This window comes from Hyphomonas sp. CACIAM 19H1, assembly GCF_003325995.1.
Lineage (GTDB): Bacteria > Pseudomonadota > Alphaproteobacteria > Caulobacterales > Hyphomonadaceae > Hyphomonas > Hyphomonas polymorpha.
This window is the reverse complement of record NZ_CP016437.1, coordinates 3,194,955-3,217,752: the sequence shown is the minus strand read 5'-3', so window position 1 is coordinate 3,217,752 and position 22,798 is coordinate 3,194,955. Positions and strand designations below refer to the sequence as shown.

Here is a 22,798-nt window from a genome sequence, read left to right as displayed (position 1 = left end):
GAATTCTGATGGCTGTTCAGGGGCTTACAGACACTTCCTGAGGCATCAGTTGAGCCATCGGCCCGGTCCCGCCATTGCGCAGGGAGTCGATGCTCTGCTTGTACTGCATGAACTCGGCCAGCATGGCCGGTTCTTCGGAAAGCTTCCGCCCCGTCGGCAGTTTCAGCGACATCGCATTCACCGGCTTGCCGTCCACATACACTTCATAATGCAGGTGTGGGCCGGTCGAAGCGCCGGTGGAGCCGACATAACCGATCACATCCCCCTGGCGCACTTTCATGCCCGGCTTCAGGCCCTTGGCATAGCGCGAGAGGTGGGCATAGGCGGTCTCATAACCGCGCGTATGCTTGATCTTGATGAAGTTGCCATAGCCGCCATTCCAGCTTGCCCGCTGCACGGTGCCCGAGCCGGCAGCGTAGATCGGCGTGCCCGTGGGGGCGGCAAAATCGGTACCCTTGTGCAGGCGGGTATAGCCCGAGATGGGGTGGCGCCGCGTGCCGAAATTGGAGGAGATGCGTGCCCCGTTGATCGGCGTCTTCATCAGGAATTTCGTGGCGCTTTCGCCCTTTTCATCGAAATAATCCGGCACGCCGTCATCGCTGGGCGCAAAGCGGTAGAAGCCGCGCTTCAGCGCCTTCCCGTCGAGCGCCGCATACAGCACCTCGCCATGGCGCACGGGGTTGCCGCGCTCATCTACGAAGGTCTCGAAGAAAATCTCGAACCGGTCGCCGGGGTGAATTTCCCGTTGAAAGTCAATGTCATAGGCAAAGGCGCTGGCAAAATCGACGACCTGCTGATCCCCCGCGCCCAGCTTCAGGGCTGCGTTATAGATCGATCCGTCAATCTCTGCGGCCACCCGCTTGTAGCTGGGGATCAGTTTCGCGTTCAGCTGTGTTGCCTGCCAGCCGCCCTCCAGCGTGCGCGTCACCAGCAGGCTGCGATCGGCGTCCGCCTTGATCGCCAGCGCCGTCAGCCGGCCGTCTTCCACGAAGGTTTCCGCTTCCAGGCCGGGGCGCAGGCGGCGGTGATCGATCAGATCCTTGCTGTAGACAGCCTGCAGCGCGGCATTGGCCTCGCCCACCGGCGCGCCCAGCCGGCTGACCAGGCCCGTCAGGGTTTCATTCCGCTCCAGCTTGCCTTCAGCCTTCACCAGCTGGCGCGGCATATCGGCCACGTCCACCGCTGACACCAGCCGCGCGGCCAGGGGCAGGGGCACTGCCGCGTCTGCCGTATGCACTATCGCCGCGTCCGGCCGCCCGGCCATCACCAGTCCTGCCAGCGCGGAAGCTGACCCAAGAACACCCAGCACAACGAGGCTTTTCATGCCCTGGGAAAGGTTGCGTTTCGGCGGGTTTGCCGGGGCGATGGGAAAGTCGTCCTGGTTCAAGCTCGGTATCCTGTCTTCTGACGCCCCCCGGCCCTTCGGGCTGGAATGGAACTTCAGCGCCCTATTTTCGTCTCCTGATCAACTTAAGGATTCGAGAGGTTGGAACGCCTGAATTACATGCCACTTTAGGAACTTTATGGCGTAGTGGAAGCAAGAAGCAAGCCGGTCGGACCAGTGAAGCCTGTCGACTCTTCAGAAATGAAGCGCCTCTCAGGGGAGGCGTCACCTCGCCAGCATGTCTGGCCGAGACGGCTGCTCTATGGCTCTGCCATCCTCATCGTAGCCTCCACCGGCCTTGTCTGGATGCTGCGAAAACCCCTTGCAGAACAAGCGCTTGACGTCTGGTGCGCCGAGCGGGATCTGATCTGCGACGCCCGTTTTACCCGTATCGGCCTTGGCGGCGCCACCCTGACAGGCGTGCGCATCGCGTCGGGTCCGGACGTGCCGGCAGAAGCCGAGGAGATCGTTGCGCGCCTTTCCTGGCCGAAGCTGTTTACCCCCCGGATTGATGGAATTTCGATCACCGGCCTCCAAATGCGGGGCACTCTGGATGCCACAGGATTGAAATTTTATGGGCTGGAACGTCTGGCCGCGCCCTCCGGTGAGGGCGGCGCCGCCGCGCCCCCCATCGATATCCGCGACGCCCGCATTTACCTTCAGACACCCTTTGGCGCGGCGGCTGCCACGCTGAACGTCTCCGGCAGCTTTCCGGAGAATGCCACCGCCTCCCTGGCGCTTGATCCGGCACGTCTGGCGCTGGGTGACGCGCGGATGGTGCTGGGCGAAGCGCTGCTGAAAGCCCGGATCACCGGCGGCGAGGTCACCGGCGAGCTGCGTCTGGCGTCAGATTCGGCGCAGGCTGGCGGCTATACCGCTTCCGGTTTCAGCCTTGCGGCAGAAACGAGTTTCCCGCTCAGCGGCGACGGCGCCACTTCGTTTGAATGGTCCGCCCGCCTGGCGCAGGGGGCCTCGCCTGAGGCAAGCCTCAGCGGTCTGCGCACGCGCGGCCGGGCGGAGTTTGACGTCCTCCCGGATATGTCCGCCGGCAGTATCCTCGACCCGCTCACCCTTGCCGTTGCGCAGGTCGAGTTCGACCGGGCAGAAGCCTCCGGCTGGTCGGTCGGCGAAAGCGCTTTCAATACCGAGCTTGAAGGCAGCAGCGGCGCCTTCCAGGGCCCGGTCTCGCTGGAGGCCAGCAATCTCGCTGGCCCGCCCGGCACGGCCACCGAATGGCGCCTCGCCGGCGATCTGGCCCGCTCGGCTGACCGCCGCGTCGATTTCACCGGTGGCGTCCAGCTTAACGGCACCGCGCTGACGGCAGAAACGCTCGCCCCGGTCACCAATGCCCTCAAGCTGCCGGGCGTTCTGGAGGCGCATGGCGCGGCCCTCTCCGGCGCATTGACGCGCGCCTCGAAGGATTTCGACACCGCCTTCGGCCTGCGCGCCACCCTGCGGGACGGCGATCTGCGCGTGGCTGCGGATGGGCCTTCCGCGCTGGCGGCGGCTTCCGGGCTTCGTCTGGAGGCGGATGGCCCCGATGGCGGCAGCTGGCTGCGCGTGCAGGGCGGGGACGTGCTGATGAGCGGCAGCCTGCGCCTTTCCGGCGGAGGTATGCCCCGCATGGCGGCAGACCTCGGCACCACGCGGCTCAGCCAGACCTCGCTCAGCCTCGAAGGCGCCTCGCTGAACCTCGCCCCCTGGTCGGCGGGCGGCCGCACCATCGCGGCAGATTTCAGCGCTTTTGACTATACCGCAGAAGCGGGCGGCTACCAGGCGCGCGGGCAGGGGGAATTTACCCTCACCGGAGAGCTGGAAGGCGTCACGCTCCAGCGCACGCGCCTCGCCGGCGGGCTCAGCGCCGTGCAGGATGCAGCCGGCCTGCGCGTTCAGTCCGATGGCAAGCCATGCCTCGCCGTCACCTCTGATGGCATCGTCACCGGCGGCATCACCATTCCGCGCGCCGCTTTCAATATTTGCCCCGTAGACGGACGGTTCATCCGCCAGGGCACCCCGCTCAGCGGCGCTGCCAGCCTCGGCAATGTCGATGTCCCGATGCAGTTTTCCGGAGGCGAGGGCACACTCGCCCTGCGCAGCGCCAAGGTGAACTGGACGCTCTCAAACGGCTTTCAGATGATTGTCGGCGCCGATACGCTCAGTATGCCGCTGACACTGGGCGAGAACACGCTCACGATAGACAGCGGCGCGCCGGAAATCCGCCTCGCCACCGGCTCCGGGCCGGTGCGCATCCTGGCAGGTCTTGGCCAGACCCAGTTTGGCGGCGGCATGATCCCGGCGAATGTCTCGGCGGCGCATTTCGGCTTTGAAGGCACCAGCGCCCCTGGCGGTCTGTCGGGCGATGTCTCGGCCAGCAGCGTCCGGATCGCCGACACGCTGGAAGACCCGATCTATGAGCCTGTGCTGGGGGATTTTGCCGGCCGCATCGAAGGCCAGCGCCTGGTGGCCTCCGGCCCCCTGCGGCTGGAAATGTCCGGCACGCAGATCGCCGAAGCCCGGGCTGACCTCAACATCTTCGATCTGGAAGGCACCGCTGCCATCAATTCGGAGCGGCTGGTCTTCTTCCCCGGCGGCATTCAGCCGTCGATGATCTCCCGCCGCCTCGTCGGTCTCTTCACCGCCGCTGAAGGCGAGTTCCACGGCGACGCGGCCTTCACCATCAATGGCGGAGATATTCAGGGCACGGCGGATCTCACGCTCAGCAATTTCGGCTTCCAGACCACCCGTCTTGGCAGGGTCAGCGGCATCGCCGGCAATGTCCGCTTCACCGATGTGATGAAGCTCACCACGGCGCCGCAGCAGGAAATCACCATCAGCAGCGTCAATCCCGGCATTCCTTTCTCCAATGGCCGGGTCCTGTTCAATCTGGAAGAGGGCAAGACCCTGCATCTGGACGAGGTGTCCTTCCCCTTCGCCGGGGGAGAGCTGGCGCTTGCCCCGCTTGACTGGTCGCTTAGCGAAGGCGCAGACCAGCGTGTCGAGGTCACCGCCAGCCGGATCAACCTCACCCAGCTGATCGAAGTGCTGAAACTGCCCGACACGGCCGCCGAAGGCACGGTCAGCGGGTCCTTCCCGATCGAGTTCACGCCTACCTCCGTCTTTGTGCGTGACGCGCGCCTGCGGGCCGATGAGGGCGGGCGCCTCTCCTATACCGGCGGGGCGGTGAATGCCGCCGCCGAGAACGATCCCACCGCGGCCATGGCCTTCAATGCGCTGCGGGATCTTGAATTCTATGTACTGGAAGTCAGCCTGTCGGGAGATCTGGCAGACCAGATGCAGGCAGGCATCATTCTGGCCGGGCGCAATATCCGCTCTGTACCTGTGGGCGGGGCCATCACCATGCCGCCCGGCCAGGCCTTCGAGTTTTCCATGAACTTCAACCTGCCGCTCACCCAGCTGATCGAGCAGGGTCTCCAGTCAGCCAATGCCAGCACGCTGATCGACATTGCCACCGGCCTGGAAGAGGGCGGCCAGCCGCCACCTGAATGACAGGCAACAGCTGCGTCGATTGACGTTAAGAACGGGCATGTCATTGTCCGCCTGCAATATGAGGAGTTTTCGCCTTATGAGGTTCCAGCCAGTCATACTTGCCGCGGCAGGGGCCATCGCCCTGTCGGCCTGCACGCACGTCGTGAAGCTCGAGCCGTCGGACAAGCCCATCAAGATCGACCTTAACGTCAACATCACGCAGGAAGTGCGCATCAAGCTGGACCGTGAAGTGTCCGACCTGATCGCGAACAACCCTGACCTGTTCTGATAGCCAGGTCCCCTGGGGAGATACACATGACCATTCTTCGTACTCTGATCCTCGGCCTTGTTCTGGTGTTCGGTGGCATCACGGCCAGCCAGGCCTTCGCGCAAGGCGACCCGCAGATCCAGACCGCCCGGTCAACCGGCGTCATCGGCGAGCGTATCGACGGCTATCTCGGCGTGGTCGGCTCGGCTGACGCTGAAATCGTCCGCAAGGTGCAGGACATCAACAACCGCCGCCGCGCCCTCTATGAGAGGACGGCGGCTGAAACCGGCACAACCGTTCAGCAGGTCGCCCGCATCGCCGGCGAGAAGCAGCTCGCCGAGCGCGTCCAGCCGGGTGAGTTCTACATGGACGAGTCCGGTTCCTGGAAACGGAAGTAAGCTTCGGCAACAGCATGGCCCCGGATGGCGAAAGCCGTCCGGGGCTTGCCTTTTCGGGCGCCAGGCTGTCCATCCGGTGTCCGGAAATGTCCAAAATTGTCCGGAACTATCCGGACCTGTCCTGGTTATGACCCCATGTCGCTCCGCCTGATCTTCTGGATTGCCGCCGCTTTTGTCGCCCTGGGCGCCCTGCTCTGGGGCCTGGCCATTTTCTGGCAGGGAATGGGAATCGGCATCAGCGGCCATGGCTGGTTTGCCTTCATTCTGGGCGGCGTGTTCACCCTGGCGCTCTCGATGGGTCTGTTCCTGCTGACATTCCACAGCGCCCGCCATGGTCACGATGATATTGATGGCCCCAGCACCTGAGCCTTTGGGCTGTTATCGGAGTGTCATCGCTCATTTGTTGACAGTCCCGGCGGCTCACCTGATCCTGCAGCACATGCTGACAACACACGGGCTGAACCAATGAACCTCGATCATGCGCGATTTGCCGCGTTCCTCTCCGCGCGGCTCTGTCACGACATCGTCTCTCCTGCAGCCACGATGTCGCTCTCGCTGGAAATGCTCGACAGCCCCGGCAGCGCCGAGGAAAAGGAGCAGTCCGAACGGATGCTCCGCGAGGGTGCTCATGGGGTGACCGCAACGCTGCAGTTCCTGCGCTACGCCTTCGGTTCGATGGGCCTTCAGGCCGGCACCGCAGATGTTCATCAGTTCAAGAAGCTGACCGACGACTATCTCCGCTTCCAGAAGCCCAGCATCGACTGGGATCTGGGCGCGCCCGAGCTCAGCTTTGCCGAAGCCCGGCTGATCATGAACCTCGTCATGGTCTGCCTCACCGCCACCGTGCGCGGCGGGATCATCCATGTGAATGTCCGCGAGGATAACGGCCAGAAGACGCTGACACTGACCTGCAAGGGCGACCGGCTCAAGCTCAAGGAAGATGTGGTGAAGGCCCTCAAGGGCGATGAGCCAGACCATGGCTGGCGCCCGGAGAATATCCAGCCCCTGTTCGCCAAGCTCACCTGCGACAGCCTGGGCGGCACCCTGCATGCCCGCCAGATGGCCGATGGCACCGTCGTGTTCATGGCCACCGGCCTCAAACCTCAGGGCTGATCCCGCCCGGTCAGGATTTGTTAACCCGCTTCAGGCAGGCATGTGGCCGGTTAGCCGCATTCCCGCCCATCCGGAGCCCCGCCGCCCATGCGCACCTGCCTCATCGTCGACGATTCCCGCGTTGTCCGCAAAGTGGCCTCCCGTATCGTCCGGGATCTCGGTTTCTCGGTCACCGAGGCTGGGGATGGCGCCGAGGCGCTGAAAATGTGCCGGGAATCCATGCCGGACGCGATCCTGCTGGACTGGAACATGCCCACCATGAATGGCATCGACTTCCTGCGGGCGCTTCGCCGGGAAGAGGGCGGCAAGGTGCCGCGCATTGTGTTCTGTTCGATTGAAAATGATCCCGAACACATCAATGAAGCCCTGCGCTCCGGCGCGGATGAATTCATCATGAAGCCATTTGATGCGGACATCCTGGAGAGCAAATTCGCTGAAGTTGGGCTGATCTGAAGCCTTTCTTAAGAAAAAGCGGCCTAACGGTAACCTTTGGGGCGCCCGCGCCTCGTGGCGGAGCAGGATATGCAGGAGACGGTGTTCAACGTGCTCGCAGACCTGGCCTTGAAGGCCACGGGTCAGGCGATCCCGCCGTCACGCGCCTATCTCATGGAAGCGCGCCTGGCCCCGCTGGCCCGCCGCGAAGGCTTCGGCACGCTGGCCGATCTCGTCCATTGCCTGGAATCCCGCCAGAATGCGGTGTTCCGCAATGAAGTCGCCTCGGCCCTGCTGACGCATGACACCTGGTTTTTCCGGGAACGATCCGTCTTCGATACGGTGATCAACACCATCCTGCCTGAGCGTCTGGATGCCACCCAGTCCGGCCGCCTGCGCGTCTGGTGCGCCGGGGGCAGCTCCGGCCAGGAGGCCTACTCCCTCGCCATGCTGCTGGAGGACGAGCCCGGTTCCAGCCTGCGCAGCGCCAAGATCGAGATCCTCTCGACCGATTACTGCAAATATTCGACCGAAAAGGCCCGCCTCGGCGTCTATAACCACTATGAGGCCCAGCGCGGCCTCTCGATCTTCCGGCTGATGAAACACTTCAACCGGATGGACAGTGGAGACTGGCAGGCAAACGAGACGATCCGTTCCCGTGTCAGCTTCCGCCAGCACAACCTCATGGAAACCGCCTCGGGCCTCGGCAAGTTCGACCTGATCTTCTGCCGTCATGTCCTCTCGGGCATGTCCAAGGCCGCGCGGATGCGCGTCGCCGAAGTCCTGGTGGCCCAGATGGCGCCCGGCGCCGTCATCATTCTCGGGGAAGGGGAAACCTTCCAGGGCCTCACCGAAAGCCTCGAACCCGCCCGCGACATCCGCCAGGGCTGGGTGGCGGCAGGCACGGCGAACCGGGCAGCGGCCTGAAGCCTCTCGCATTTCCGCGCCGGAACCGTTATATCCCCCACCAACCAACCAGCTGCTCCGGGCCTTGACCCCGGTGGGAGTGAGAGATGACGACCGATACCGCTGCGTGGCCCGCTGGCCGCGTCAATTCGCTTGGCTTTACCAGGCCCCCCCATGAAACCCGCGTTGTGGCGGCCATGTCCGGCGGCGTCGACAGCTCCGTTGTGGCCGCGATGCTGAAAGCCGAAGGCTATGACGTGATCGGCATCACGCTGCAGCTTTACGATCATGGCGCAGCCATCGAGAAGAAGGGCGCCTGCTGCGCGGGCCAGGACATTCACGACGCGCGCAACGTGTCCGATGCCATCGGCATTCCCCATTATGTGCTCGATTACGAATCCCGCTTCCGCGAGCAGGTGATGGAGGATTTTGCCGACACGTACCTGTCGGGCTCCACGCCCATCCCCTGCATCCGCTGCAATCAGACGGTCAAGTTCGCTGACCTCCTCGCCACCGCGAAGGAGCTGGGCGCCGATTGCCTCGCCACCGGCCATTATATCCGCCGCACGGATGGCCCCGATGGGCCGGAGCTTCACCGCGCCCATGATGCCAGCCGCGACCAGTCCTACTTCCTGTTCGCCACCACGCGCGAACAGCTCGATTTCCTGCGCTTCCCGCTGGGCGGTCTTCCGAAGAGCGAAGTTCGCGAGCTGGCCGAGAAATTCGGCCTGCAGGTCGCCGCCAAGCCCGACAGCCAGGACATCTGCTTCGTGCCCGATGGTTCCTACGCGAAAGTCGTCGAGAAGCTGCGCCCCGGTTCGGGCCGCGGCGGCGAGATCGTGCATCTGGATGGCCGCATCCTCGGCAATCATGACGGCGTCATCCATTACACCATCGGCCAGCGCCGGGGCCTTGGCGTTGCCACCGGCGATCCGCTGTTCGTGGTGAAGATCGACGCGCCGAACCGCCGGGTCATCGTTGGCCCGCGCGAAGCGCTGATGACGCGCGGCCTGCTGCTGGAAGAACTCAACTGGCTGGGGCAGGGCAGCCTCGAGGAAGCCGCCACCAAAGGCGCGCGCGTGCTGATCCGTGTGCGGTCCACCCGTCCGCCCGTGCCCGGCTGGCTCGGCTATGAAGACGGCGCCCCGGCGGTGTTTTTCGACGCGCCCGAAGAAGGCGTCGCGCGCGGCCAGGCGGCTGTGCTTTATGATCCAGATGGCGGCACGCGCATCCTCGGCGGCGGCTTCATCGCCCGGCCCCTGCCGGCCGACGCGCGCGTGGCGGCGGCCTGATGCCGGCGATCGTTGTCCTCAACGGCACCAGCAGCGCGGGCAAGTCGTCGCTTGCCCGCGCTTTGCAGCAGGCTGCCACAAGGAATTTGCTGCATGTGCAGATGGACGCTTTCCTTGGCATGCAGCCGCGCCGGTTGAATAATCATCCCGATGCGTTTGTGTTCCGGCCTGTCGAGGGCGCTGATCCGCCGGAGATCGCCATTGAAACAGGGGCTTTCTGCCAGCAATTGCTAGACGGTATGCGCCGGTCAGTCAAAGCCCTTGCCGATGCGGGGCTGGATCTTGTCGTGGACGATGTCTGGCTGCAGGGGAGTGAGCAGCAGGCCTACGAAGCGCTCCTCCGTGAGCATACGGTTCATTTTGTGGGGGTGTACGCCTCGCTTGAGGCCTGTGAGGCAAGGGAGCGGGCGCGGGGAGACCGGGACCTGGGCCAGGCGCGCTGGCAGCACGCCAGAGTGCATGTAAATGCGCGATATGATCTTGAGGTCGACACCACTGAAGCCACGCCCGCACAGGCCGCAGAGGTCATTGCAAAAAGGTTTGAACTCTAGGTTCCAGTGGCTCAGCTGAGCCAGTCCGGCGCCTTCACGCTGCCTGAAAAGCTCGGCGGCGGGTAGCGCTCCAGCAGCTTCTCCACGATGAGATCGGCCACGCGGTCGGCCTCCCGCAGCGGTTCGTACGACCACTGATCAAGCTGGCCGCCAAACCAGCGGGCCACGCCGCGCTGGATCAGGCTGTCATGCAGCCGGTCGAACTTGTCAGCGCGCCCTTCCAGCCGCGCGATATGCACCGGCAGGCCATGCCAGGCGGCCTCCGACAGCATGTTGGAGCTGTCCTCGGTCACGATGGCCGCATTGGAAAACAGCAGCCAGGCCAGATAGGGGTTGGGCCCGTCCTGCGGCCCGGCCCAGAAAGCGGCGCCGATATCGCCCGCCATCTGGCGGAAGCGCGCGGCAACCGGTACCGGCGTGCGCCGCGAACTCGTCAGCCGCAGGCGCCAGCCATCGGCCGCCAGCGCGCGCATCTGGCCTTCCAGCCGGTCAGCGGCGGCGTTGGTGAAGGTGTGCACCCGCGAATCCCCGCCCAGGATCACAATCGCAGACCGGCGCGTTTCATCGGCAAGGTCGGCAAAGGCCTGCGCCGCTTCTTCCAGCGCCTCAGGCGAGAAGTAAGCCGGCGAGCCCACCGTGCGCACCACATTCGGCCCGCTCACCGCGTCATGCTCGGGTACCACCAGCAGGTCGAAGTTCGACGGGTCCACATAAGGATCCAGGATCTGTACCGTGAAGGTTTTCCCGCCCGACGCCGCGCGCGCATATTTCGTCATCGGCGCCGAGCGCCGCCCGGCGGCAATCCAGACTGTCGGCCAGGGCGGGGTCAGCAGCGCGCGCTGATCCTTCGGCAAGGCGTGCAGGAGGGAGGGCCACCGGTCCGCCGGCAGCCAGCGCCAGGGCGCGCGGGGGGTAAGCACCAGCGGTTCCTGCCGGTGGGCCTCTCCGGCGATGTGCGCAATCTTCATCCAGCGGCTGGTCGCGCCCAGCGCCGCCGTCAGCGCGCGCACCTGCGCGGCATTGCCGGCGCGGCCATCAGAGACCGCCCAGATCGATGGGCCGAGGGAGGCCATGCTGGCCGGTCCTTTGTCTGCAGTTGGGCTTACTTGTAGACGACCTTGATCACTTCATAGGCGCGGGCGCCAGCGGGCGCGGCCACTTCGGCCTCGTCGCCTTCTTCCTTGCCGATCAGGGCGCGGGCGATGGGGGAGGTCACAGAGATCTTGCCCTGTTTCACATCCGCCTCGTCTTCACCGACGATCTTGTAGGTCTGCTCTTCCTCGGTATCGACATCGGCAATCGTCACCGTGGCGCCAAAGCGCACCTTGCCGCCGCTGAGCTTGCTCACATCGATCACATCGGCGCGGGCCAGCTTGTCGTCGAGCTCGCTGATGCGGCCTTCGATGAAGCTCTGCTTCTCCTTGGCGGCATGATATTCAGCGTTCTCCGACAGGTCGCCATGCGAGCGGGCTTCGGAAATGGCCGCAATAATGCTCGGGCGCTCAACGGATTTGAGCACCTTCAGTTCAGCCTGAAGCGCGGCATGGCCTTCAGCGGTCATCGGAATGCGTTCCATCGAGAGTATCCCTCATTCTTAGCGGCAAAAAACGTTGTCGCAAAAATCAAGGGCGTCAAGTGGGAGCCATTCAGGCGCTTTGCAAGGCGCGTACGGAGATTTCCTGTGATTTCATGCTGGCAATGGCTTTGACCGCTGCCAGAGACGCTGCGAGCGTTGTAAAATAAGGAATTTTTCTGGCCACCGCCGTCCGGCGAATGGACGCAGAGTCCGACAGCGAGGCGGCCCCTTCGGTGGTGTTGAACACCAGCTGCACGTCTCCGTTGATCATCGCGTCCACGATATGGGGCTGGCCTTCCAGCACCTTGTTGACCCGTTTGACCGGAATGCCCTTCGATTCGAGATGGTCGGCCGTGCCGCTGGTTGCCAGAATGGTGAAGCCTAGCTGGGCGAGGCTGCGGGCGGCTTCTTCGGCGCCCTTCTTGTCGCTGTCGCGCACGGAGATGAACACGGTGCCTTCTTCGGGCAGGCGCACGCCGCCGCCCAGCTGGCTCTTCAGGAAGGCCATGCCGAAATCATCATCCCAGCCCATCACTTCCCCGGTCGAGCGCATTTCCGGGCCAAGCTGCGGGTCAACGCCGGGGAAGCGGGCAAACGGGAACACCGCTTCCTTGATCGCGATCCGGCGCGGGCGGGCGTTGGAAAGGTCAAAGCTGGAAAGCGCTTCGCCCGCCATCACCTTCGCCGCAATGCCGGCAATCGGCGCGCCGACAGCCTTGGCCACGAAGGGCACGGTGCGGCTGGCGCGCGGGTTGGCTTCCAGCACATAGATCTCGTTATCCTTGACCGCGAACTGGATGTTGATCAGCCCCCGGACGTTGAGCGCCATGGCAAGCTGAGCGGCCTGCTCGGCCAGGCGTTTCTGCAGGTCAGCCGAAAGCGTGAAGGGCGGCAGGGCGCAGGCAGAGTCGCCCGAATGCACGCCCGCTTCCTCAATATGCTCCATGATGCCGGCCACATGCACGGTCACGCCGTCACAGATCGCGTCCACATCCACTTCGATGGCATCGGCCAGATAGCGGTCGATGAAGAGGGAAGCGTCGCCCGAAACCTTCAAGGCCTCGGCGGCAAACTTGCGCAGGTCTTCATCATTGCGGGCAATTTCCATCGCCCGGCCGCCCAGCACGAAGGAAGGCCGCAGCATCACCGGATAGCCAATCTCGTTGGCCTTCACCTCGGCCTCTTCCACGCTGCGCGCGGTGCGGGAAGGTGCCTGCTGGATGTTCAGCTTGTCGAGCAGGGCCGCAAACTGTTCGCGGTCCTCGGCGAGATCGATGGACTCCGGGCTGGTGCCCAGGATCGGTACCTGCTCATGGAAGAGGGGGCCTGCCAGTTTCAGCGGCGTCTGCCCGCCGAACTGCACGATCACGCCGGCGAGTTCACCGGCGGACTGTTCCACATGGATGATCTCCAGCACATGCTCGATGGTCAGCGGTTCGAAATAGAGGCGGTCGGATGTATCATAGTCCGTAGACACCGTTTCCGGGTTGCAGTTGACCATGATGGACTCGATGCCAAGGTCTTCCATGGCGAAGGCCGCATGGCAGCAGCAATAGTCGAACTCGATGCCCTGGCCGATGCGGTTGGGCCCGCCGCCCAGGATGATCGCTTTCTTGCGCGAAGAGGGCCCGGCTTCACATTCTGCGGCTGCCTGGCCGAATGGGGCGTGCTCATAGGTGGAGTAGAGATAAGGCGTCTTGGCTGCAAACTCTGCCGCGCACGTATCAATCCGCTTATAGACAGGGCGCACGCCAAGGCCGTGGCGATGGGCGCGCACGCCGTCTTCGGTATTGCCGGTCAGCTCCGCCAGGCGCTTGTCGGAGAAGCCCATGGCCTTGATCTCGGTCATGCTGGCAACAGTGCCCGGCAGGCCGTTGGCCACGATCAGGGCTTCGGTCTTCACGATCTCTTCGATCTGGCGCAGGAACCACGGGTCAAACGAGGTGACGGCCTGCACGTCTTCCACGCTCAGCCCCATGCGGAAGGCCTGCGCAATCACGCGCAGCCGGTCGGGAGACTGGATGCCGAGCGCCTGGCGCAGCGCGCTCTCGGTTTCGAAGGGCAGTTCATTGAGGCCCGAAAGCCCCGTCTCCAGCGAGCAGAGCGCCTTCTGCAGGCTCTCCTGGAAGCTGCGGCCGATGGCCATTGCTTCGCCCACGGATTTCATCGCCGTGGTCAGCACAGGCTCGGCGCCCTTGTATTTCTCAAACGCAAAGCGCGGGATCTTGGTGACGACATAATCAATCGTCGGCTCGAACGAGGCGGGCGTCACGCCCGTGATGTCATTGTCCAGCTCGTCCAGCGTGTAGCCAACGGCCAGCTTGGCGGCGACCTTGGCAATTGGGAAGCCCGTCGCCTTGGAGGCCAGCGCCGAGGAGCGCGACACGCGCGGGTTCATCTCGATCACGACGAGGCGCCCATCCTTGGGGTTCACCGCAAACTGCACGTTGGAGCCACCGGTCTCCACGCCAATCTCGCGCAGCACCGCGATCGAGGCGTTGCGCATCACCTGATATTCCTTGTCCGTCAGCGTCAGGGCAGGGGCCACGGTAATGGAGTCGCCAGTGTGCACGCCCATCGGGTCGATATTCTCGATCGAGCAGATGATGATGCAGTTGTCCGCCGTATCGCGGACCACTTCCATTTCATACTCTTTCCAGCCGAGCAGGCTCTCGTCGATCAGGATCTGGGCGTTGGGCGAGGCGGCCAGGCCCGAGCGGCAGATCTCTTCATACTCTTCCACATTGTAGGCAATGCCCCCGCCGGTGCCGCCCAGGGTGAAGGCCGGGCGGATGATCGCGGGCAGGCCGACCGTTTCCAGCGCGTCCATCGCCTGTTTCAGGCCTGTCAGGCGGTCATAGCGCTTGGGCTTGCCCGGTTCGGCGGGCAGCTCTGGCGAGGCGATGATCGCTGCGCGCGGGTTTTCCAGGCCCAGCCGGTCCATCGCCTCGCGGAACAGCTTGCGGTCTTCGGCCATCTCGATGGCCTCGGCCTTCGCGCCGATCAGTTCGACGCCGTATTTCTCGAGGATGCCGGCATAATGCAGGTCCAGCGCGCAGTTCAGCGCCGTTTGTCCGCCCATCGTCGGTAGCAGCGCGTCCGGGCGCTCGGCCTCAATGATCTTTTCGACCACTTCGGGCAGGATCGGCTCGATATAGGTTGCGTCCGCCAGCTCCGGATCGGTCATGATCGTGGCGGGGTTGGAGTTCACCAGGATCACCCGGTACCCCTCCGCCTTCAGGGCTTTGACGGCCTGAACGCCGGAATAATCGAACTCGCAGGCCTGGCCGATAATGATCGGGCCGGCGCCGATAACGAGGATCGAGGAGATATCTGTGCGCTTGGGCATGGGTCGTGGTCTCCTCACAGGCGGTCAAACGGCTGCCCGATAGCAGGGAGTCGGGCGCGGGGGCAAGGCGCAAGGTGCGCTCAATACCCCTCTTCGGGGGGAAGCGCTGCGTCTGGCGCGGTGCTACGGGCTGAAGCGGAGGAAATCCAGATGAATCACGCGCGTTTCGTTCCGCTTCTGCCCGGTCTTATCGCCGCACGGGCCCGGAAGGGGAACGCAGGTCGCCGATCAGGTGACATCTGCCAACTGCTTCAGGAGGGAAGACCCATGAAAACCACGTTCGCCGCCGCCGCCCTGGCCCTGCTTCTGGCCGCCTGTGACAATGCCCCGGCGCCCGCGCCCGCCGCAGACGCCCCGGCCAGCACGGTGGACGCCGTCAGGCAAGCCCCGGCCGAGGTTACGACCAACCTCTTCATCCTCTACACGCTGAAAGAGGGCGTCAGCCCCGAGCAGTTCGAGGAATGGGTGCGCGTCACTGACCAGCCGGCCATGCGCAGCCTTGCCCGCGTGCAGTCCTTCCGCACCTACCGGGCCGAGCGCCTGCTCGTCGGCGAGGGCGCCCCCGGCATCGCCTATATCGAAGCCTTCGCCATCCCGGACCTTGATGGCTTCACCCATGAGGACATGGCCGGTGAGACCGTCCAGGCCGTGATGGGCGAATTCATGGGCTTTGTTGAGGCGCCCCAATTCATCATCGTGTCGGAAGTGGAATGATCGGGGCGGTCGCATACCGCCTCGCGGCTCTGTGCCTGCTGGCCGCGCCTCTGATGGGCGGCGCGGCCCAGGCCGAAGCAGACCCCTGCGAGACGGTGCATCTGCCCAAGGCGCTGGAAGCCAGCCTGAGGCAGACCAATACCGCCGAGCAGTTTCAGCAGGCATTGACGGAAATTGACTGGCAGGTCTCCCGCTGCCCGGACCATCCCTGGCTGAACATGATGGGCGCGCTGATGGATATGCGCGCCTATGATGTTCTGGTGCGGGGCAACAACAACCAGGTCAACCAGTCAGCGGTGGACTACCTGATCCGCGCCTATGGCCGGTCCAGCAAATACATCGCCGTGCCGTCTGAAGACCGGCAAGACCGTTTCGGGGTCCAGGCCGGCGCGCAGAGGGGAAACCTCACCTACAGCGCTGCGGCCGATAACCGGAAAGCCATCATCACCGCGCTCATGCAGATTGCAAAGCTGGGCACGGTGCATCCCTATCTCGCGGCCGAAGCGCCCCCGGCCTGCAATGGCTGGATCGCCTCGGACTCCCAGACCGTCGCCTATGCCATGAAGACAGAGGCAGACCTGATTTTCCGGCCTTTCCTGGAGGCCGCAGCAAAGTCGTGCAGCACGGATCAGACCCGTAAAAACGACACCCCGGCCGGCGCTCTGGCTTATTCCTACACCAATCTTGTGCGGACAGGGGCGATCACCGATCCGGCGCAGGTCAGGGATTTGCTGCTTGCCGCGCGTGCGGCGCGCGACACCTATTTCGAGATGAATCACGGCCAGTTCGGCATCCTGTTGTCGAAGATCACCTCTGGCGAACTCGACAGCCAGTTGCGCAAGCATGGGGTTGATCCGCAGGCAGGTCTCCTGCGTCGGGATCAGTGGTTCGCGGGTAAGCGCATGAGCGGCGATGAGGTGAACTTCACCCTCGCCTGGACCCTCAGCGATACATGGGCCGGTCTTGTTGCCGAGATGGCGGCAGGCACAAAAACACTCGCGGAGGCTGGCACGGCCTATACGAATTTCGTTTCCGGCATCGTGGCCGAAGGCCGCGCCGCCGGGCTGGAGGCCGAGACGCGCGCCGCCATCCTCTTTGCCCTGACCAATGTGCAGGAAAGCCGGACGCGCGCGCATACGATGGATGGCTACGATCTTCCGCCGCCCTGGCTGTTTGACATGCTGAAGAAGGTTTATGGGCCCCAGAAAGCGGAGGAGTAGGATGCAGCCTTGTTTCAGAATCGCCGGTCTCGCCTTCGCGGCAATGCTCGGCGCTGCCCCGGCGCTGGCTTCGCCTGCGACTTGCGGCCCGGATCGGATTGTCAAGGCTGCCACGGCCTATAACGCGCTCGGCGAGTCGCCCGTCCAGGCGGCGCTTGCCGGCCGCACGCCGGTCACCGATGAAGTCTTTGCGGAGAAGCTCGCGGAGATACGTCTGGATGCCGGCCAATGCCCGCAGACAGGCTGGGTACGGATCATCGCTGCGGGCGCCGAGCTGAAATGGGTTGAACGGCTTGAAGCCGATACGCCTCCCGGCGAGGGCCGCAAGGCGGCGCATGTCCCGTATGTTACCCAAGCCATGGACCATATCCTCGCCGCCCAGCAGGATGCACCGAAATACCTTAGAACTGCGCAGTTCAATCTGCGCTATGAAGACTGGTACGGGATCGTCAAAGAGGCCGTCAAATCCATGACCAGCTATGCGGAAGCAGGCCATGACGTTCATCCGGTCCTGACGGAGACGCGCCCGCCGCTCACGTGTAACGAGGTCACAATGGCGATGGCGACCGCAGCAGCGGCCTATGAGACGATTGGCCGGCCAGCTTCGCTGAAGCTGCTGGACCGACTGGCGGATGCCTGCCGCGGCTCGCAGGACAGGGCGCACTGGAGCCCCCTGGTCCAGCGCGCCAAGGCGATCACGCAGCAGGTTCAAGACAAGAAAATAGCCGGGAAGGTCGATGTCCATATCTACCTGCGCGGAGCGCTGCGCGATGTCTCGCAATATCTGGAAGGCAAATCGGCGCCCTTCGGTCTCTGGCAGACGCGGGATCAGGCGCTGCTCGACAAATTGCTGGACGAGCATGGCGTCAGCCGCGTCCTGTATGACCCGGACAGTCTGAAGCATGTTGCGAGGGAAGACTGGTTTGCGCCGGGCGTAATCGGCACCGAGTCGGCCAAGATTTCGGTTGCCCTGGAAATCAGCCGCAACTGGACCCCGAAGGCGGCCGGCATTGGCGCGCCGACCGTCGAGGAAACCGGGCCTGCCCGGTCCGCCTTCCTGCGCGCAGTCAGCGAGATGTCGGCCGAGGCAGATGCCGCCGGACAGGGGATCGCCGGACGCTTGATGATCAATGAGGCACTGGACCTTTTCCAGTCGGGGGATATCCGCACGCCGGAAACAGCCGACCTGCCCGGTATGCCGGGCTGGCTGCATGACGTGCTGCGTAACACCAATCTCCGCAAGATTGCGGAGTTGGAGGGGGAAACGCCCTAGCCCGTCAACGGGCCTGGCCGGACTGCTCCATCCAGCGCCGGAACGGGCTCGGCCCTTTCATCGGCTCCTGCCGGTGAGGGGCGTCTTCATCTTTTGTCTGTGGACCGATCATGCCGGAAGCCCCGCCCCCGGATGAGGGGGCAGGGCTGTCGGCGCGCTCAGGTTCGCCGGAAGTGCGCCGCATGGGGCTTACCAGCGGCGGGCATCGTCGGGATAGCGGTCGCGCGCATCGACCACGCCGTCGCCATCGCTATCGTAATTGTACGCATCATAATTGGCGGGGCGGTTGCCCGTGCCGCAATCCCCGGCCTGGCTGCAGCCGCGGGCTGCGCCGGCAACGCCGCCGACTGCTGCGCCAATGGCGGCGCCGCGTGTGGCATTGCCATCGCCCACATTGTTGCCGATAGCAGCGCCGGCGGCTGCGCCAAGGGCGGCGCCTGCAGCTGCGTTGCGTTCTGCCGTGCCTGAAGAGGTGCACGCGGCCATGGCCAGCGCACTGGCGCCGATCGCAGCAAGTTTCACGTATCCGATCATGGGTCGTTCCTTTCCTGTTAGTGGAATGGAAACGCCGGCTTTCCGCATCGGTTCCTTAAATTACATGGAGTTCAGGTATAGCGCTTGGACAGACGCTGCAGCATTTCATCGGCGTCGCCGCGCTCTGCGCCGTTATAGCCGGTCACCGCATCGGCCACGAAGGGGTTGTCCCGGCGTTCCTGGCCAAAGGTCGACATCGGCCCATGGCCGGGCACAAACCTCATCTGATCGCCCAGCGGCCACAGCTTGCCGGTGATGGAATCGATCAGCTGCTGATGGTTCCCACGCGGAAAATCCGTGCGCCCCACAGAGCCGCGGAACAGCACATCGCCGACGAATGCCAGCGCCCCGTCCTGATGATAGATCACCACATGGCCCGGCGTATGGCCGGGGCAGTGGGCTACGCCGAATGTGTTGCCGGCCAGGTCGAGTTCGTCGCCATCGTTCAGATAGCGGTCAGGCTGCACATTCTTCCCGTCGCGGATGCCATAGCGCGCGCCGCTGGCTTCCACCTCGTCCAGCAGCCACTGGTCGTCCTTGTGCGGCCCGATGATGGGGCAGCCGGTGCGTTCTTTCACGTCCATTGCCGCGCCCACATGATCAAGGTGCCCATGGGTCAGCCACACGCCGACAATCTTGACGCCGAAATGGTCGGCCGCCTGCATCAGCTTGTCCACCTCGCCGCCGGGGTCGACAAAAACGCCTTCCTTGGTCTCGGTCGACCAGATCATCGACGTGTTCTGCTGCAGCGGCGTCACCGGAATGATCCGGATCTCGAGTTTCGGGGCAGGGGCTTGTTCGGTCATGGGGGCAAACATAGCGATCCGGGCCCACTTCGCAATGCGGCGCTTCCTGTCTTTTCGCCTGCCAGACGCTGGGTTAACTATTGCAGCGACATATCTTCAGGAGCGCCCGGCGATGCAGCAGTCCAGACAGCCCATACGGGCCAACGGCCTTGGAGACATCGGAGGGCGCGGCGGGATCATCCTAATCGCCCTCATCGGCCTCTTCATCTACTGGCAGTCAAACCAGAAAGAGGTGCCCTTCGCGCCCGGCAAGAAACAGTTCAACACCCTGTCGGTGGCTGACGAGATCAAGCTCGGCCAGCAATCCTATCTGCAGATCCTCCAGCAGGAACACAGCCAGGGCAACACCGTGCTCTGCGCTGAGGAAGCCAGCTGCCGGGGCGATGCGCGCCGGCTGACGGAAACGGTCCGCGAGATCGGCGCCCGGCTGGAGCGCGCCGCGCTGGAACTGGAAAACGACTATCGCACGCAGGGCTACCGGATGCCCGGCGTCGTCGAACAGTTCGACTGGACCTATTATGTCGTGGACTCGCCCACCCCCAACGCCTTCTGCCTGCCGGGTGGCTATGTGGCGGTCTATACCGGCATTCTCGACATCACCGGCAATTATGATGGCCGCGTCACGCTGGAGGATGTCGCCGATGTCAACAAGCTCGCCGTCGTCATGGGGCATGAGATCGGCCATGCCCTGGCCCATCACGGCGCCGCGCGGATGAGCACCCAGCAGATGCTGCAGATCGGCCAGGTCGCCCTCGCGGTTGGGGTAGGGGATATGGAGGCGGGCCAGCGTCAGGCGGTCCTGCAGGCTTTCGGGGTCGCTGCCCAGGGCGGCTTCCTTGCCTTCTCGCGCGAACACGAGACCCAGGCTGACAAGATCGGCCTCGATCTGCTCGTGCGCGCCTGTTACGATCCCCGCGAAGCGCCCGAGCTGTGGGAGCGGATGGGCGAGATCGGCGGCGGCCAGCGCCCGCCCGAATGGATGAGCACCCACCCGGCCTCCGCCACCCGGGCCGAAAACTTCCGCAAATGGATGCCCGAAGCCATCGCCGAATATGAGCGCCGCTGCGGAAAGCTGAACTGAAAACGGCCCCCGCCGCAAAGCGAGGGCCGCCAAGGGCCATTCCCCATCGTGGAAGCGCGCCGCCTTGTGAGCTTTGCCCTTCCGCCCTTAAAATATGAGTAATAGTGCCAGTCTGAACGTTTGATAACAATCTGCGCACGGCGCGTTCAGAATACTTTCCCGCCCGCCCGGGGCCCGTCATGCCCGCTCAGGCCGCTGGTTCTTCAGCGCAAAAAAAAAGCCGCGAAGGCTCCTCCTCCCGAAGCGCTTCGCGGCTGTGCAATGCAGTCCGTGCCGTCCACCGGCGTCACCCAGCCTGCAGTGTATCAAGTGAGCAGCGTGGGCCCCGTAAGACCCGCAACCAAAAAAGGTTACCCTTTTTACATACCACTGGTATGGTGAGACGCAAGAGGTGTGGGGATGCCGAAACGCACAAAAGAACAGGCGGCCGAAACGCGTGAAGCCTTGCTGCGCGCGGCCAGGGAATTATTTACAAATCAAGGCTTTGCGGCGACCAGTATCGCCGCCATCGTCGCGGCTGCAGGCACGACCAAGGGCGCGCTGTTTCACTATTTTAGCAGTAAGGAAGACATTTTCCTCGAGGTCTGGACCGCGCTGCAGCTGGAAATGGACGCCGCCGCGCGTGACGCTGCCGCGGCCGCCCGCTCGAAAACAGACCCCTACGCGGCCTTTCTGGCCGGGTGCCGGGTCTATCTCGACTGGGCCATGCGGCCCGATTACCAGTCGATCGTCCTGATCGACGGCCCCTCGGTCCTCGGCATGGCCCGCTGGCATGAGCTCGATTTCCAGCTCGGCATGAACAACATGACGCGCGGCGCCGCCTATCTCGCCAGCCAGGGCCTCGTCCCGGAAGACCGCATCCGCCCGGCTGCTGTCCTGCTCCAGTCGGCCCTCAATGGCGCGGGCTTTGCCCTTGCCTCGAGCTACCGGGATGTCACCCGCGAAGAACTCTTCGCCGGCTTCGAAGCGATCGTGCGCGGCCTGAAGCATTCTGCATAATCCTCGCGCGCAGATGCCAGCGGGCGGGGTTTATTATGCGGCGGAAAGCCGATACGGGTCAGCGCGAAAGAAAAGGGAAGGCCCTCCTCATGTCGCATTTCTCGCCGCTCTCCACGCTCCCGCCCGACGCCCTCCTGGGCCTGATGACCGCCTACCGCGCCGATGAGCGCTCGGAGAAGTTCGATCTCGGCGTCGGCGTCTACAAGGACGAGCATGGCGAAACCCCGATCCTTTCCGCCGTGCGCAAGGCCGAGGCCAAGCTCCTCGCCGCCCAGACCACCAAGGTCTATGAGGGCCCGCGCGGCAACACCGATTTCTGCGCCCATATCGAGAAGTTCGTGTTCGGCGCCGATCATCCGGCGCTGAAGGAAAACCGCGTCCTGTCTTTCACCGCCCCCGGCGGCTGCGGCGCGCTGTTCCTCGGCGTCGGCCTGATGCGCCGCATGGGCACCCGCCGCGTCTGGGTGTCCAAGCCCACCTGGCCCAACCATCCCAACGTCGTCAAATCCCTCGGCCTTGAGGTCAAGGATTATGCCTATGCCCGCGACGGCGCCTTCTACAAGCTCGGCGCGCTGGCAGACCTCTCCACCGCCGAGCCCGGCGACGGCATTATCCTGCAGGGTCCCTGCCACAACCCCACCGGTATCGATCCGTCAACGGACGATTGGCGCGCGCTGGGCAGGCTCTGCCGCGAGAAGGGCGTCATCGCGCTTCTGGATGTCGCCTATCACGGCTTCGCCTCCGGCCTCGACAAGGACATGGACGGCGTGCGCGCCTTCATCGAGGAGGCCGGCGAAGCGCTTGTCTCCTATTCCTGCTCGAAGAATTTCGGCCTTTACCGGGAGCGTACCGGCTGCTTCCTCGCCATCGGCAAGGACGCCGAAGGCATCGCGGCGGCCACCACCCATGTTGCCGATATGGGCCGCGCCACCTGGTCCATGCCGCCCGCCCATGGCGCCGGCATCGTCGCCGCAGTGCTGGATGATCCGGATCTGCGCGCTGAATGGGAAGCCGAGCTGACGGCGATGCGCACCCGGATGATCTCCCTGCGCACGGCGCTCTCCGATGCCCTGGTCAGCCATACCGGCTCAAACCTGCTCGCCGCCCTCAAGACGCAGAACGGCATGTTCTCGCAGCTGCCGATCTCGGCAGAGGACACCGCCAAGGCGCGCGAAGCCGATGGCATCTACATGCCATCCTCCGGCCGCATCAACATCGCCGGTCTCCACGCCAGCGACATCCCCCGCCTCGCCGAAACCCTCGCGCGGTATCTGGTCTAGGGCAGGGCGGCCGCCCACAAGACCCTCACCTCCCACGCCCTGACGGGCGCGGGTAAGGTTTAGCCCCTCTCCCTCCGGGAGAGGAGGGGCCCATTGCGCAGCAATGGGAGGTGAGGGCCTTCCGCCCCATCCAACA

21 protein-coding genes are annotated in these 22,798 nt (G+C 64.3%); 15 read left to right on the top strand and 6 right to left on the bottom strand.

Going from position 1 to position 22,798, the window contains the following annotated elements; genetic code table 11:
* Positions 1-16: 16 nt before the first annotated feature.
* Positions 17-1,387 (bottom strand): M23 family metallopeptidase, encoded by a 1,371-nt coding sequence (locus tag BBF93_RS14995; RefSeq protein ID WP_114106459.1) that lies wholly within the window; start codon positions 1,385-1,387, stop codon positions 17-19.
* A 198-nt stretch (positions 1,388-1,585) separates the two neighbouring features.
* Here BBF93_RS14995 and BBF93_RS14990 point away from each other — a divergent pair, with 198 nt between their 5' ends.
* From BBF93_RS14990 to BBF93_RS14950, 9 genes are all read left to right on the top strand, one after another.
* Complete coding sequence (locus BBF93_RS14990; protein WP_114106458.1) at positions 1,586-4,891, top strand: YdbH domain-containing protein; 3,306 nt, start codon at positions 1,586-1,588, stop codon at positions 4,889-4,891.
* A 76-nt stretch (positions 4,892-4,967) separates the two neighbouring features.
* Positions 4,968-5,159 carry a YnbE family lipoprotein gene (locus BBF93_RS14985; protein ID WP_035598353.1) on the top strand — a complete coding sequence of 64 codons (192 nt, stop codon included), beginning with the start codon at positions 4,968-4,970 and terminating at the stop codon, positions 5,157-5,159.
* A gap of 26 nt (positions 5,160-5,185) precedes the next feature.
* Positions 5,186-5,536 carry a YdbL family protein gene (locus BBF93_RS14980; protein ID WP_035598352.1) on the top strand — a complete coding sequence of 117 codons (351 nt, stop codon included), beginning with the start codon at positions 5,186-5,188 and terminating at the stop codon, positions 5,534-5,536.
* Positions 5,537-5,671: 135 nt separating this feature from the next.
* Complete coding sequence (locus tag BBF93_RS14975) at positions 5,672-5,902, top strand: hypothetical protein (protein WP_035598350.1); 231 nt, start codon at positions 5,672-5,674, stop codon at positions 5,900-5,902.
* Positions 5,903-6,001: 99 nt separating this feature from the next.
* Positions 6,002-6,649 carry a histidine phosphotransferase family protein gene (locus tag BBF93_RS14970; protein WP_035598348.1) on the top strand — a complete coding sequence of 216 codons (648 nt, stop codon included), beginning with the start codon at positions 6,002-6,004 and terminating at the stop codon, positions 6,647-6,649.
* Positions 6,650-6,736: 87 nt separating this feature from the next.
* Positions 6,737-7,102, top strand: a complete 366-nt coding sequence (locus tag BBF93_RS14965; RefSeq protein ID WP_114106457.1) for a response regulator — start codon at positions 6,737-6,739, stop codon at positions 7,100-7,102.
* 69 nt (positions 7,103-7,171) lie between these two features.
* Entirely contained in the window at positions 7,172-8,008 is an 837-nt protein-coding gene (locus BBF93_RS14960) for a protein-glutamate O-methyltransferase CheR (RefSeq protein WP_114106456.1), read from the top strand.
* An 86-nt stretch (positions 8,009-8,094) separates the two neighbouring features.
* A complete protein-coding gene (gene mnmA / locus BBF93_RS14955; RefSeq protein WP_114106455.1) occupies positions 8,095-9,279 on the top strand; it encodes a tRNA 2-thiouridine(34) synthase MnmA in 1,185 nt (394 codons plus the stop codon).
* Positions 9,279-9,830, top strand: a complete 552-nt coding sequence (locus BBF93_RS14950) for a chloramphenicol phosphotransferase CPT family protein (RefSeq protein WP_114106454.1) — start codon at positions 9,279-9,281, stop codon at positions 9,828-9,830. The genes mnmA and BBF93_RS14950 overlap by 1 nt, the downstream gene beginning before the upstream one ends.
* Before the next feature lie 11 nt (positions 9,831-9,841).
* On the opposite strand, the gene BBF93_RS14945 is transcribed toward BBF93_RS14950, so the two are convergent.
* From BBF93_RS14945 to carB, 3 genes are all read right to left on the bottom strand, one after another.
* Complete coding sequence (locus BBF93_RS14945; protein ID WP_114106453.1) at positions 9,842-10,903, bottom strand: mitochondrial fission ELM1 family protein; 1,062 nt, start codon at positions 10,901-10,903, stop codon at positions 9,842-9,844.
* A gap of 29 nt (positions 10,904-10,932) precedes the next feature.
* Positions 10,933-11,406 carry a transcription elongation factor GreA gene (gene greA / locus BBF93_RS14940; RefSeq protein WP_035598329.1) on the bottom strand — a complete coding sequence of 158 codons (474 nt, stop codon included), beginning with the start codon at positions 11,404-11,406 and terminating at the stop codon, positions 10,933-10,935.
* A gap of 70 nt (positions 11,407-11,476) precedes the next feature.
* Positions 11,477-14,755: a carbamoyl-phosphate synthase large subunit gene (gene carB, locus BBF93_RS14935; protein ID WP_114106452.1), complete on the bottom strand. Its 3,279-nt coding sequence runs from the start codon at positions 14,753-14,755 to the stop codon at positions 11,477-11,479.
* Positions 14,756-15,022: 267 nt separating this feature from the next.
* Here carB and BBF93_RS14930 point away from each other — a divergent pair, with 267 nt between their 5' ends.
* Genes BBF93_RS14930 through BBF93_RS14920 form a run of 3 tightly spaced genes read left to right on the top strand, consistent with a single transcriptional unit; the run spans position 15,023 to position 17,962 of the window.
* Positions 15,023-15,469: a hypothetical protein gene (locus BBF93_RS14930; protein ID WP_233349155.1), complete on the top strand. Its 447-nt coding sequence runs from the start codon at positions 15,023-15,025 to the stop codon at positions 15,467-15,469.
* Positions 15,466-16,689 (top strand): hypothetical protein, encoded by a 1,224-nt coding sequence (locus BBF93_RS14925; protein WP_114106451.1) that lies wholly within the window; start codon positions 15,466-15,468, stop codon positions 16,687-16,689. The genes BBF93_RS14930 and BBF93_RS14925 overlap by 4 nt, the downstream gene beginning before the upstream one ends.
* A 1-nt stretch (position 16,690) precedes the next feature.
* On the top strand, positions 16,691-17,962 hold the full coding sequence (locus tag BBF93_RS14920) for a hypothetical protein (RefSeq protein ID WP_114106450.1): 1,272 nt from the start codon (positions 16,691-16,693) through the stop codon (positions 17,960-17,962).
* A gap of 189 nt (positions 17,963-18,151) precedes the next feature.
* On the opposite strand, the gene BBF93_RS14915 is transcribed toward BBF93_RS14920, so the two are convergent.
* Complete coding sequence (locus tag BBF93_RS14915; RefSeq protein WP_114106449.1) at positions 18,152-18,496, bottom strand: YMGG-like glycine zipper-containing protein; 345 nt, start codon at positions 18,494-18,496, stop codon at positions 18,152-18,154.
* Positions 18,497-18,567: 71 nt separating this feature from the next.
* Entirely contained in the window at positions 18,568-19,302 is a 735-nt protein-coding gene (locus BBF93_RS14910; RefSeq protein ID WP_114107108.1) for an MBL fold metallo-hydrolase, read from the bottom strand.
* 112 nt (positions 19,303-19,414) lie between these two features.
* Here BBF93_RS14910 and BBF93_RS14905 point away from each other — a divergent pair, with 112 nt between their 5' ends.
* From BBF93_RS14905 to BBF93_RS14895, 3 genes are all read left to right on the top strand, one after another.
* A complete protein-coding gene (locus BBF93_RS14905; RefSeq protein WP_114106448.1) occupies positions 19,415-20,383 on the top strand; it encodes a M48 family metallopeptidase in 969 nt (322 codons plus the stop codon).
* A 399-nt stretch (positions 20,384-20,782) separates the two neighbouring features.
* Complete coding sequence (locus BBF93_RS14900) at positions 20,783-21,382, top strand: TetR/AcrR family transcriptional regulator (protein ID WP_051612529.1); 600 nt, start codon at positions 20,783-20,785, stop codon at positions 21,380-21,382.
* An 89-nt stretch (positions 21,383-21,471) separates the two neighbouring features.
* Complete coding sequence (locus BBF93_RS14895; protein ID WP_114107107.1) at positions 21,472-22,662, top strand: amino acid aminotransferase; 1,191 nt, start codon at positions 21,472-21,474, stop codon at positions 22,660-22,662.
* Positions 22,663-22,798: the final 136 nt, after the last annotated feature.